This window comes from uncultured Pseudacidovorax sp., from assembly GCF_913773995.1.
Classification (GTDB): Bacteria; Pseudomonadota; Gammaproteobacteria; order Burkholderiales; family Burkholderiaceae_C; genus Xenophilus.
This window is the reverse complement of sequence record NZ_CAJYES010000044.1, coordinates 1-11,323: the sequence shown is the minus strand read 5'-3', so window position 1 is coordinate 11,323 and position 11,323 is coordinate 1. Positions and strand designations below refer to the sequence as shown.

Genomic DNA, 11,323 nt, shown 5'->3' with positions numbered 1-11,323 from the left:
GGAGTTTCTCCAGATCTTTCCGGCCGCCCGGTATAGCCTGGCCGCGGTCCAGCCCATGGCGGTGCCGCCCATGGTGCTGGCGGGCGAGGCTGACCTGGGCCTGTGCTTCCTGCACCGGCTGCCGGCGGGCGTCGACGTGGTCGCCCGGGCCCGGCTCCCGCTGGGCGTGGTGATGCCGCCCGGCCATCCCATGGCCGCCCTGGCCGAGGTGCCGCTGGCCGAATGCGCCCGCTATCCCTTCCTGCGCTCGGGCACGCAGCCGGTCATCGACGCGGCGCTGTCGCCGGAGTTCGCCGCCTTCTGGGAGGCGATGACGCCCGCGGCCACCTGCAACTCGACCCCGCTGCTCAAGCGGCTGATCCGCTCTGGGCGCGGTGTCTCCTGCTTTTCGAAGATCGCCTTCGTGCAGGAGCTGGCACGGGGCGAGCTGGTGTGGCGGCCCTTCGCGCTGCGGACGGTGAATGCCCTGCAGGTGGGCGTGCTGCTGCCCTCGCAGCGCAGCGTACCGGGTGTGTGCCGCGACTTCGCCGAGCGCATGGCGCGGCGGCTGGCGCAGCTGGAGCGCGCCGCGAGCGCGCTGTAGCCGAGAGCAGGCCGCCTTCCTACGTTCGCTGCCGTCCCCCGCCGATGCCCGATGCCGACGGCAGCCCGCTTCCGCAGCGGCTGTCGGCCGTCAGCATCACACCATCCACTGCCCGCACACCGATGCCCAAAAAGACCGCCGACCGCGACGCTCCCTCGTCCACCCGCAGCCGCCCGCATCACCCCCCCAGCGTGGTCGGCGCCCACCACGGCATGCTGGACCTGGCCTCGGTGCGCATCGCGGGCTACAACCTGGAGGTCAAGGACGACGAGGGCTTCATCGGCGACCGCGCCAGTCAGGGCGCCTTCCGCGACCTGCTCGACGACTGGCGCCGCCGCTGCCGCGAGCGCGGCGAGGCGGATCCCTTCGGCAAGCTGCCCTCGCGCAAACTGAGCAAGAAGCGCATCGACAAGGCCCTGGCCGATTCGCCCAACGTGGGCGCGGACTTGGTCAATGGCGCGGTCGAGGAATTCGCCATCGGCCTCACGCAGGTGATCCAGCGCTTCATGCGGCAGAAGTCGTGGAAGGGCGTGCAGCGCATCGTGGTGGGTGGCGGATTTCCCGAAAGCGACGCCGGCGAGCGCGCGATCCTGGAGGCCGCGGCGTTGTGCCATGTGCAGGAGCTGCCGGTGCAACTGGCCCGCCTGCGCCACGAAGTGGACGACGGCGGCCTGATCGGCTGGGTGCATCTGGCGCCCGCGCATTTCGTCGAGCATGACGATGCGCTGCTGGCGCTCGACATCGGCGGCACCAACGTCCGCTGCGGGGTCGTACGCTTTCGCCGCGACAAGGCCGAGGACCTGTCGCGTGCCGACGTGGTGTGGCGCGAGAAATGGCGGCATGCGGACGACAAGCCCAGCCGCGCCGCACTGGTCGAGCAACTGGCCCTGATGCTGGAAGAGGCCATCGCGTTTGCGCACCAAAAGAAGATCAGGCTGGCGCCTTTCATCGGCATCGCCTGCCCCGGCCTGATCCGCGAGGACGGCACGATCGCGCGCGGCGCGCAGAACCTGCCGGGCGATTGGGCGGCCGACACCTTCCACCTGCCGACCAAGCTGCGCGAGCGGCTGCCGCTGATCCGCCACCAGCCCACCCAGGTGCTGATGCACAACGACGCGGTGGTGCAGGGCCTGTCGGAGCTGCCTTTCATGCGCGACGTCAAGCGCTGGGCCGTGCTGACCATCGGCACCGGGCTGGGCAATGCGAGCTATGTGAATGCGCGGGTGGTGAGGCCGGGGGCGAAGAAGCGCTGATGGTGTCAGGGACAGGGCTTCGACAGGCTCAGCCCGAACGGTTGTGAAGTGTTTCGACGGGCTCGGCCGAACGGTTGTGAAGGGTTTCGACGGGGTCGGCCCGAACGGTTGGGGCGAGGCTTCGGTCTCCCTTGTGCAACCCCGCCCGTTCGCACTGAGCTTGTCGAAGTGCCGCACAGCACCTCGCACGTCCGAGTCCCGCAGCTTCCTCAAAGCTGAAAGGCAATGGTCAGCAGCAGCCCCTCCGCCACATCCCGCATCAGCCCCGGCCGCCGCGGCCGGTAAGGCTGACCCGCCGCGGCCAGGGCCTCCACCCAGTCCGACAGCCACGCCACATCCTGCGGGTCGTAGAGCACCGTCGCCGCCTCGTGGTTGAGCAGCAGGCTGCGAAGGTCTAGGTTGATGGAGCCGCACAAGGCCAGGTCGTCGTCCACCACCACCGCCTTGGCATGGGCCATGAAGGGCAGCATGCGGAACTGGACGCCGGCGCGGGCCAGGTCGCGCATGGCGCGGCTGCGCACGAAGTCGGCCATGCGGTGGTTGGACTGCTGCGGGATGGCCAGCGTCACCTGCACGCCGCGGCGCGCCGCCAGCCGCAGCGCATCGCGCAGTCCGTCGCCCGGCACGAAGTACGGTGACACCGCCAGGATGCGGTGCTCCGCACGGAAACAGGCGCCGATCAGCAGCGACTGGGCCGTGTCCTCGGCCTGGTCGGGCCCGCTGGGCAGGAACTGCACCAGTCGGCCCTCGGTCACGTCCTCGATGGGCGGCACGGTGCGCGGGACTTCGTCGTCGACCGAGGCCCAGTCCTGGGCGAACTGCCGCGCGGCGGCCGCCGCCGCATCGCCCTGCACGTCGAAGGAGAGGTCGACCCAGGGCCGCTCGCCATCGCCCTTGCCGGTGAAGTACTCGCCCGCCAGGTTGCGTCCGCCGCTCCACAGCCAGCGGTCGTCGGCGATGGTGAGCTTGCGGTGGTTGCGCAGGTTGCGCGGCCCGCCCGCCCTGAGGCGCAGCAGCGGGCGGAACACGCGGACTTCACCGCCCGCGGCACGAAGCGCGTCGAAGTAGCGGCGCGGCAGCTGCAGTGCGCCGAAGCCGTCCAGCAGCACACGCACCTGCACGCCGGCCCGGGCGCGGGCGGTGAGCCGCTCGACCACCGCCTGCCCCAGGGGGTCGCTGCCGATGATGAAGGTGCACACGTCCAGCCGCCGCTCGGCGGCATCGATCACGGTCCACAGCGCCTCCCGCGCGGCCTCCCCGTCACCGTGGAAGCGCAGGGCGCAGCGGCTGGGTGGCGCCAGGCCGAAGCTGTCGAGCAGTTCGGCGGCCCAGTGACCGGGCAGGGCGGCCCGCGCCGGCCGCGGCGGCACGGTGGGCCGCAGCTTGCGCTGGCCGAACATCAGGTAGGCCGGCAGTGCCAGGTAGGGCATGAGCAGCATGCCCAGCACCCAGGCGATGGCGGCCGTAGGCGCCCGTTGCTCCCGTCGGCCCCGGGTGGTCAGCACATAGACGAGCAAGGCCAGCGCGACGGCCAGGAAGTGCTCGGAGATGCTGGGCAGCCAGGGCGCGAAGGAGTGGAGCATGGGCCGAGCTTCGCATACCCGGCCCGCCTCGGAATCAGCTTCCCCAGACCTCCTGGGCGGTCTCGATCACGAGGCGCAGCTTCTGCCGCTGCGCTTCGACGGCGATGTTGTTGCCGTGCACGGTGGACGAGAAGCCGCACTGCGGCGACAGGGCCAGCTGTTCCAGCGGCGCGTGCTTGGCGGCCTCGTCGATGCGGCGCTTGAGGTCGTCCTTGCTCTCCATCTCGCCGAACTTGGTGGTCACCAGGCCCAGCACCACGGTCTTGCCCTTGGGCAGGAAGCGCAGCGGACGGAAGTCGCCGGAGCGGTCATCGTCGTATTCCAGGAAGAAGGCGTCGAGGTTCATCTCGGCCAGCAGGGCCTCGGCCACGGGCTCGTAGTTGCCGGCGGCGGCATGGGTGCTCTTGAAGTTGCCGCGGCACAGGTGCATGGCCAGCAGCATGCCTTCGGGCTTGTGGGCCACCACCTTGTTGATGAAGCCGGCATAGCGGTGCGGCAGCTCGTTGGGGTCATCGCCGCGCTGACGGGCGGCCTCGCGCATCTTCTCGTCGCACAGGTAGGCGAGGTTGGTGTCGTCCATCTGCACGTAGCGGCAGCCGGCGTCGTACAGGCTGCGCAACTCGTCGCCATAGGCCTTGGCCACGTCGTCGTAGAAGGCCGGGTCCAGCTCGGGGTAGGCCGTCTTGCTGATGCCGGCACGGCCGCCGCGGAAGTGCAGCATGGTGGGCGAGGGAATGGTCACCTTGGGCGTGCAGCCGGCGGCCACCTGGCCCTTGAGGTATTCGAAGTCGGCGCGCTGGATGTCCTTGGCATGGCGCACCTTGTCCACCACGCGGATCACCGGTGGGGCCAGCTCCTCGGTGCCGTCGGCCTTCTTGACCGTGACCGGGATGTCGGTCTTCACACCGCCCAGCTGTTCCAGGAAGTCGATGTGGAAGTACGTGCGGCGGAACTCGCCGTCGGTGATGCTCTTGAGGCCGACGTCCTGCTGGAACTTGACGATCTCGGCGATGGCCTTGTCCTCGACCTCGCGCAGCGCCTCGGCGCCGATCTCGCCTTTGGCCTTCTTGTCGCGGGCCTCGAGCAGGTATTGCGGGCGCAGGAAGCTGCCGACATGGTCGTAGCGGGCGGGCAGTTGCATGGTGTCTCCTGAGAGGTGAAAAAGGAACGCCGCCCTGTGAGGCGGCGGCCGGGGGATCGTAGCCGCTGGCGCGCTACTTCACAGGTCCAGAACGAGCAGGGGTGTCTTGGACCGCGAGCAGCAGGGCGTGAACTGGTCGTTGGCCGCCCGCTCGTCGTCGGTGAGGTAGCAGTCGCGGTGGTCGGGCACGCCCTCGAGCACGCGCGTGATGCAGGTGCCGCAGACACCCTGCTCGCACGAGACCATGATCTCCACGCCCTCGGCGCGCAGGGCCTGCACGATGGTCTGGTCCTTGGGGATGCGGTAGGTCTGGCCGCTGCTGGTGAGCTTGACTTCGAAGGGCTGATCGCCGCTGGTGTCCTGCGCGGCGGCGGCGAAGTACTCCAGGTGGATCTGCTGCGCCGGCCAGCCGTTGGCCTTGGCGGTGTTCACCACGTGGTCGATGAAACCGCCGGGGCCGCAGACGTAGATCTGGGTGCCGGGCTCGGGCGTGGCCAGCAGCTCGGCCACGCGCAGCTTCTGCGCCTCGGCGCCGTCGTCATGGTGCAGGTGCACCTTGTCGGCGAAGGCGCTGGCGGCGATCTCGTCACGGAAGGCGGTCCGGGTGGCCGACCGCGTGCAGTAGTGCATCTCGAAATCGGCGCCCCAGGTGGCCAGGCGCTGCGCCATGCACAGGATGGGCGTGACGCCGATGCCGCCGGCCAAGAGCAGGCTGCGCGGTGCGTCGTGCAGCGCGAAGTGGTTGCGCGGTGCGCTGATGGTCAGCACATCGCCTTCCTTGATCAGGTCGTGCACGGCCGCCGAGCCGCCGCGCGAGGTGGGCTCGCGCAGCACGGCGATGCGGTAGCGGTGGCGCTCGGCCGCGCTGTTGCACAGCGAGTACTGGCGCACCAGCCCATTGGGCAGGTGCACGTCGATGTGGGAACCAGCGCCAAAACCCGGCAGCGGACGCCCGTCGGCGCTGACCAGTTCGAGCGCGACGATGCCCTCGGCCTCCTGCGACTTGCGCTGCACGCGCACCTGCAACGACGTCATGCGGCCACCGCCTCGCCCGCAGGAACGCGCTCGGCCGCCAGCAGGCGGTCGATGATGCGGCGCGACTGCACGCCGCCCGCATCGATGTTGAGCATCAGCAACCGGCGGGCGGGGTGGGCCAGCAGCGAGCGCTGCTGCGCTTCGAGCATCTCGGTGTCTTCGGCGAAGACCATGCCCTGGTTCTCGCGTATCTGGGCGGTGAGGGCCTCGTCCTTGACGTTGAAGTTGCGCGCCATGCCCCAGAAGTACCAGTGCGAGGTCTCGGTCTCGGGCGTGATGAAGTCCACCACGATGCTGTAGACCTTCTTGTCGGCCGGCGCGTGGTAGCCACCATGGCCGGCCAGGGCCACGCCCACTTCGATCATGACGTGGCTCGGCGGGGTGAAGCGGCAGACCTGCCAGCGGTCCACCGGCTGGTCGTCGGGCAGGCCGTTGCCGCGCAGGTTGGCCTGCCAGAAGGGCGGGGCCATCACGTTGTCCATGAAGCGGCTGGTGACCACCTGCTCGCCCTCGGTCTTGGTGGTGACCGGCGTCTCGTCGATCTCCTTCTGGCCGATGCTGGTGCTGTGCACGTAGGTCTCGTGCGTCAGGTCCATCAGGTTGTCGATCATGAGCCGGTAGTCGGCCTGAATGTGGTACAGGCCGCCGCCATAGGCCCAGTCGGGGTTCTGCGCCCATTCCAGGTGGTGGATCTTGGCGGTGTCGGCCTGGGCCTGGTCGCCGGGCCACACCCAGATGAAGCCGTAGCGTTCCTCGACCGCGAAGCGCTTGATGCACGGGAAGCCACCGACGCGCTGGCCGGGCATGGAGACGGTCTTGCCTTCCTCGCCCATCACCAGGCCGTGGTAGCCGCAGACCAGCTTGCCTTCGCACACCTGGCCCAGCGACAGCGGGGCGCCGCGGTGGGGACAGAAGTCTTCGAGCGCGACGACGCGGCCACCTTCGCCGCGGTAGAAGACGATGCGCTCGCCGCAGATGGTGCGGCCGAGCGGCTTGTGGGCGATCTCATCGGGGGTACAGGCCACGTACCAGGCGTTCTTGGGATACATCGGGGGTCCTCGGGAATCGGCTTGGGAATGGCGCGATTATGGAAAGCGATGTTGGCTATGTATACAGAGGTGCCACTCGAATGGCGTGAAACCTAGGGAAAACCACGAATAAGTGCCTTGATCTTTGTCGCAATGTATACAGATAGACTCCCGCCTCATGCCAGAAGCCGCACTCTCCAACGTCGCTGACGCCGGCGCCTCCCAGGCGATGCGGGCCCAGTTGCGGCTGCGGGAAATGATCCTGGCCGGCGAACTGCCGCCCGGTGAGCGAGTGGGCGAGGTGGCCATCGTCGAAAAGCTCGGCATCTCCCGCACGCCCATCCGCACCGCACTGGTCCGGCTGGAGCAGGAGGGGCTGCTGCAGGCGCTGCCGCACGGCGGCTTCGCGGTGCGTTCCTTCTCCGAGCGCGAGGTTTCCGACGCCATCGAGCTGCGCGGCACGCTCGAAGGCCTGATCGCCCGCCTGGCGGCCGAACGCGGCGCGGCGTCGGCGTTGCTGGCCCAGGCCGACGAGAGCCTGGCCGACATCGACGCCGTGCTGGCCCGCCCGCGGCTGGACGATGCCGACTTCCTGCGCTACGTGGAGGCCAACCAGCGCTTCCACCGCCTGCTGGGCCAGATGGCCGACAGCAGCGTGCTGCAGCGTGAACTGGACCGCGCGGTGCAGATGCCTTTCGCCTCGCCCTCGGGCTTCGTGGTGGTGCAGGCCAATTCGCCGCAGGCGCGCGACATGTTCATCGTGGCGCAGGACCACCACCGCGCCATCCTCGAAGCCATCCGCCACCGCGAAGGCGCCCGGGCCGAGGCACTGGTGCGCGAGCACGCGCGCATCGCGCAGCGCAACCTGCGCGCCGCGATGCGCGACCGCGAGGGCCAGCGCCTGCCGGGCGTGGGCCTGATCCGCCCCGATGCGCCGCGCGCGGCCTGAGAGGCCGCGGAGGACGTCGGCCTTGAAAGGTACCGTCTCGGTGTCTGTTCCCATGCGGTCCTGCACGGCACGGTCCACAATCGCCGGCGCGTTCGGCGCCTTGCCCACTCCAACCCATTCCCATGGACGGGGGCCTGTGGCCGCCGATCTCTCTTCTTCTACTTCTTTCTGACCCACGGAGACTTCTTCATGCAAAAGCGATTGTTCGTCCAGGCCACGCTCGCGGCCGCGGCCCTGGCCAGCGCCCCCGCCTGGGCGCAGGGCACGCCCTTCAAGATCGGCCTGATCCTGCCGATGACCGGCCAGCAGGCGTCCACCGGCCGCCAGGTCGAGGCGGCCGCCCGGCTGTACATGGCGCAGAACGGCGACACCGTGGCCGGCCGCAAGATCGAGCTGATCGTCAAGGACGACACCGGCCTGCCGGACGTGAGCAAGCGCCTGGCGCAGGAGTTGGTCGTCAACGAGAAGGTCAATGTCCTGGCCGGCTTCGGCCTCACGCCGCTGGCCCTGGCCGTGGCGCCGATCGCCACGCAGAGCAAGACGCCGCAGGTCGTCATGGCCGCCGCCACGTCGAGCATCACCGAGGCCTCGCCCTTCATCGTGCGCTCCAGCTTCACGCTGCCGCAGGTGTCGGTGGCCATGGGCGACTGGGCGCCCAAGAACGGCATCAAGAGCGTGGTCTCGCTGGTCAGCGACTACGGCCCGGGCAACGACGCCGAGAAGTTCTTCACCGATCGCTTCCAGCTCAACGGCGGCAAGGTCATCGAGAAGCTGCGCGTGCCGCTGCGCAACCCCGACTTCGCGCCCTTCCTGCAGAAGGTGCGGGACGCCAAGCCCGATGCACTGTTCGTCTTCGTGCCCTCCGGCGCGGGCGCGGCGGTGATGAAGCAGTTCCTCGAGCGCGGCATGGACAAGGCCGGCATCAAGCTGATCGCCACCGGCGACGTGACGGACGACGATCAACTGGCCGACATGGGCGATGGCGCCCTGGGCGTGGTCACCTCGCACCACTACTCGGCAGCGCATCCTTCGGCACTGAACAAGAAGTTCGTCGAGGCCTTCGAAAAGGCCAACAAGGGCATGCGCCCCAACTTCATGGCCGTGGGCGGCTACGACGGCATGCGGGTCATCTATGAAGCCCTGAAGGCCACCGGCGGCAAGGGCGACGGCCCGGCGCTGCTCGACAAGATGAAGGGCCAGATCTTCGAGAGCCCACGCGGCCAGGTGCTGATCGACGCGCAGACCCGCGACATCGTGCAGGACGTGTACCTGCGCAAGGTCGAGAAGAAGGATGGGGCGCTCTACAACGTGGAGTTCGACGTCATCAAGGCTGTGAAAGACCCTGGCAAGGCTAAGTAATTGGGCTCGCCCCCAGGCTGCGCGGCCCTGAGGGCCGCTTCGCCACCCCCCTGCCGGGGGCGACACCAGTGGCCCGGCAAAGCCGGTTCCACGGTGTCTTGCGGGGTACCGTGCTTTTCTGAACTTTGGGATGTGCGGCGATTGCGCTTTCTATTGACCGCTTTCCCGCAGGCCGAGCGCGTGTGTTCGGCCATGTTGTTCCTTGTGGCTTGGCCGGCTTGGCGCCTCCCGCACACCCAGCCTCGCCCTCTCATTCCTCTCTCGATGCGGCGCTCATGCTGACTATCCTGTTCGACGGCATTGCCTACGGCATGCTGCTATTCGTGCTCGCCGTGGGGCTGGCGGTGACGCTGGGGCTGATGAATTTCATCAACCTGGCGCACGGCGCCTTCGCCATGGCGGGCGGCTACATCACGGTCTATGCGATGCAGAAGCTGGGGCTGCCCTTCCTGCTGTGCCTGCCGCTCGCGTTCGTGTTGACGGCGCTGATCGGCGCCCTGCTGGAGCGCACGCTCTACCGGCCCATGTACGGCAAGCCGCATTTGGACCAGGTGCTGTTCTCCATCGGCCTGGCCTTCATGGCAGTGGCGGGGCTGGACTACTTCGTCGGCTCCTCGCAGCAAAACCTGCAACTGCCCGAGTGGCTGCGCGGCCGCACCGAGATCGGCGATGGCGCGCTGCTGCTGGGCATGGGCCACTACCGCCTGTTCATCATTGCGGTGTGTGCGGTGCTGGCGGTGGTGCTGCAGCTGGTGCTCACGCGCACGCGCTTCGGCAGCCGCCTGCGTGCAGCGGTGGACGACCCCACCGTGGCGGCCGGCCTGGGCATCAACGTGAATCAGGTCTTCCTGGCCACCTTCGCGGTCGGTTCCGGGCTGGCGGGCCTGGGCGGCGCGCTGGGCGCGGAGGTGCTCGGCATGGACCCGACCTTCCCCCTCAAGTACATGATCTATTTCCTCATCGTGGTGGCGGTGGGCGGCACCTCGTCCATCACCGGCCCGCTGGCGGCCGCGCTGTTGCTGGGCATCGCCGACGTGGCGGGCAAGTACTTCATTCCCAAGATGGGCGCCTTCACGGTGTACCTGCTGATGATCCTGATCCTGATGTGGCGCCCGCAAGGCCTGTTCACCCGCAAGGGAGGGAAATGATGCCCACCCCCGTTTCTTGCTCACTGCGTGTAGCCGAATCCCCCCTCGCAGGGGGCGCACCCGGTCGCCCGGCCAAGCCGGTTCGATGGGTGCACTGGCATGGCCTGCTCCGCGGCCTCTCGAAAGGAGTCGCAGCATGATCACCAAAGGAAGCAACAACGACTGGCGCGCCCCGCTGCTCGGCCAGGCCCGCTGGCGCTGGTGGGAATTCCTGCTCTGGGCACTGGCCTTCGCCGCGCCGCTCGCGCTGCCGCAGCATGCGCTGATGGTCAACGAGATCGCCATCGTGGCGCTGTTCGCCATGTCGCTGGACCTGGTGCTGGGCTACACCGGCATCGTCTCGCTGGGTCATGCGGCCTTCTTCGGCTTCGGCGCCTATGCCGCAGCGCTGTTCGCCAAGCTGGTGATGCCCGATCCGACCGTGGGCCTGGTCGTCGCCACCGTGCTGGCCGCGCTGCTGGGCCTGGCGGCCAGCGTGACCATCCTGCGCGGCAGCGACCTCACGCGCTTGATGGTGACGCTCGGCACGGCGCTGCTGCTGCTCGAGCTCGCGAACAAGCTCGACTGGCTGACCGGCGGCGCCGACGGCCTGCAGGGCGTGGTCATGGGCCCGGTGCTCGGGCTGTTCGACTTCGACCTCTACGGCCGCGTGGCGGCCTGGTATTCACTGGCGGTGGCGCTGGTGCTCTTCCTGCTCATGCGCCGGCTGGTGCATTCGCCCTTCGGCGCCACGCTGATGGCCATCCGCGACAACCGGCTGCGGGCCATGGCCATCGGCATTCCCGTCACCTCGCGCATGTCGGTGATCTACACCGTGGCGGCGGCGGTGGCCGGGGCCGCCGGTGCGCTGCTGGCGCAGACCACGGGCTTCGCGTCGCTGGATGTGCTGGCCTTCGACCGCTCGGCCGACGTGCTGCTGATGCTGGTCATCGGTGGCGTGGGCTGGCTGTATGGCGGCGTGGCGGGCGCCATCGTCTTCAAGCTGCTGCAGGATCTGCTGTCCAGCGTCACGCCGCAGTACTGGATGTTCTGGATCGGCCTGCTGCTGGTGCTGCTGATGCTGGTGGGGCGCGAGCGGCTGCTGCGTCCGCAGCGCTGGTTCCGGAAGGGCGGTGCGGCATGACGGCCCTCACTCCCGAAATCGTGCTCGAGGCCGAGTCGCTGGTGATGCGCTTCGGCGGCATCACCGCCACCGACCATGTGTCGATGCGGCTGGCAAAGGGCGCGCGCCATGCGCTGATCGG

The 11,323-nt window shown here is 68.8% G+C and carries 10 protein-coding genes and 1 pseudogene; 7 read left to right on the top strand and 4 right to left on the bottom strand.

Going from position 1 to position 11,323, the window contains the following annotated elements; all coding sequences use genetic code 11:
- Nucleotides 1-583, top strand: a 583-nt coding sequence (locus tag QZ772_RS04275) for a LysR substrate-binding domain-containing protein (protein ID WP_295523366.1), incomplete at its 5' end; no start/stop codon positions are given.
- 122 nt (nucleotides 584-705) lie between these two features.
- A complete protein-coding gene (locus QZ772_RS04270) occupies nucleotides 706-1,836 on the top strand; it encodes an ROK family protein (protein WP_295523364.1) in 1,131 nt (376 codons plus the stop codon).
- 209 nt (nucleotides 1,837-2,045) lie between these two features.
- On the opposite strand, the gene QZ772_RS04265 is transcribed toward QZ772_RS04270, so the two are convergent.
- The 4 genes from QZ772_RS04265 to QZ772_RS04250 form a co-directional block, all read right to left on the bottom strand.
- Nucleotides 2,046-3,419: a phospholipase D-like domain-containing protein gene (locus QZ772_RS04265; protein WP_295523362.1), complete on the bottom strand. Its 1,374-nt coding sequence runs from the start codon at nucleotides 3,417-3,419 to the stop codon at nucleotides 2,046-2,048.
- A gap of 34 nt (nucleotides 3,420-3,453) precedes the next feature.
- Nucleotides 3,454-4,560 carry a 5-methyltetrahydropteroyltriglutamate--homocysteine S-methyltransferase gene (locus tag QZ772_RS04260; RefSeq protein WP_295523360.1) on the bottom strand — a complete coding sequence of 369 codons (1,107 nt, stop codon included), beginning with the start codon at nucleotides 4,558-4,560 and terminating at the stop codon, nucleotides 3,454-3,456.
- A gap of 78 nt (nucleotides 4,561-4,638) precedes the next feature.
- Nucleotides 4,639-5,595 (bottom strand): PDR/VanB family oxidoreductase, encoded by a 957-nt coding sequence (locus tag QZ772_RS04255; protein WP_295523358.1) that lies wholly within the window; start codon nucleotides 5,593-5,595, stop codon nucleotides 4,639-4,641.
- A complete protein-coding gene (locus QZ772_RS04250; RefSeq protein WP_295523356.1) occupies nucleotides 5,592-6,644 on the bottom strand; it encodes an aromatic ring-hydroxylating dioxygenase subunit alpha in 1,053 nt (350 codons plus the stop codon). The genes QZ772_RS04255 and QZ772_RS04250 overlap by 4 nt, the downstream gene beginning before the upstream one ends.
- Before the next feature lie 157 nt (nucleotides 6,645-6,801).
- On the opposite strand from QZ772_RS04250, the gene QZ772_RS04245 reads away from it, so the two are divergent.
- The 5 genes and pseudogenes from QZ772_RS04245 to QZ772_RS04225 all read left to right on the top strand — a co-directional run.
- Nucleotides 6,802-7,572: a GntR family transcriptional regulator gene (locus QZ772_RS04245; protein ID WP_295523354.1), complete on the top strand. Its 771-nt coding sequence runs from the start codon at nucleotides 6,802-6,804 to the stop codon at nucleotides 7,570-7,572.
- Between the two features lie 189 nt (nucleotides 7,573-7,761).
- On the top strand, nucleotides 7,762-8,931 hold the full coding sequence (locus QZ772_RS04240) for an ABC transporter substrate-binding protein (protein ID WP_295523352.1): 1,170 nt from the start codon (nucleotides 7,762-7,764) through the stop codon (nucleotides 8,929-8,931).
- A gap of 275 nt (nucleotides 8,932-9,206) precedes the next feature.
- Complete coding sequence (locus QZ772_RS04235; RefSeq protein WP_295523350.1) at nucleotides 9,207-10,079, top strand: branched-chain amino acid ABC transporter permease; 873 nt, start codon at nucleotides 9,207-9,209, stop codon at nucleotides 10,077-10,079.
- A gap of 136 nt (nucleotides 10,080-10,215) precedes the next feature.
- Complete coding sequence (locus QZ772_RS04230; RefSeq protein WP_295523348.1) at nucleotides 10,216-11,202, top strand: branched-chain amino acid ABC transporter permease; 987 nt, start codon at nucleotides 10,216-10,218, stop codon at nucleotides 11,200-11,202.
- Nucleotides 11,199-11,323 (top strand): annotated as a pseudogene (locus QZ772_RS04225) (ABC transporter ATP-binding protein); the annotation flags it as partial. The gene QZ772_RS04230 and the pseudogene QZ772_RS04225, both read left to right, overlap by 4 nt.

What these genes read in the sequence shown, in the direction of transcription:
- QZ772_RS04270 (WP_295523364.1), top strand. Translation starts at nt 706, where the DNA reads ATGCCCAAAAAGACCGCCGACCGCGACGCTCCCTCGTCCACCCGCAGC.
- QZ772_RS04265 (WP_295523362.1), bottom strand. Translation starts at nt 3,419, where the DNA reads ATGCTCCACTCCTTCGCGCCCTGGCTGCCCAGCATCTCCGAGCACTTC.
- QZ772_RS04260 (WP_295523360.1), bottom strand. Translation starts at nt 4,560, where the DNA reads ATGCAACTGCCCGCCCGCTACGACCATGTCGGCAGCTTCCTGCGCCCG.
- QZ772_RS04255 (WP_295523358.1), bottom strand. Translation starts at nt 5,595, where the DNA reads ATGACGTCGTTGCAGGTGCGCGTGCAGCGCAAGTCGCAGGAGGCCGAG.
- QZ772_RS04250 (WP_295523356.1), bottom strand. Translation starts at nt 6,644, where the DNA reads ATGTATCCCAAGAACGCCTGGTACGTGGCCTGTACCCCCGATGAGATC.
- QZ772_RS04245 (WP_295523354.1), top strand. Translation starts at nt 6,802, where the DNA reads ATGCCAGAAGCCGCACTCTCCAACGTCGCTGACGCCGGCGCCTCCCAG.
- QZ772_RS04240 (WP_295523352.1), top strand. Translation starts at nt 7,762, where the DNA reads ATGCAAAAGCGATTGTTCGTCCAGGCCACGCTCGCGGCCGCGGCCCTG.
- QZ772_RS04235 (WP_295523350.1), top strand. Translation starts at nt 9,207, where the DNA reads ATGCTGACTATCCTGTTCGACGGCATTGCCTACGGCATGCTGCTATTC.
- QZ772_RS04230 (WP_295523348.1), top strand. Translation starts at nt 10,216, where the DNA reads ATGATCACCAAAGGAAGCAACAACGACTGGCGCGCCCCGCTGCTCGGC.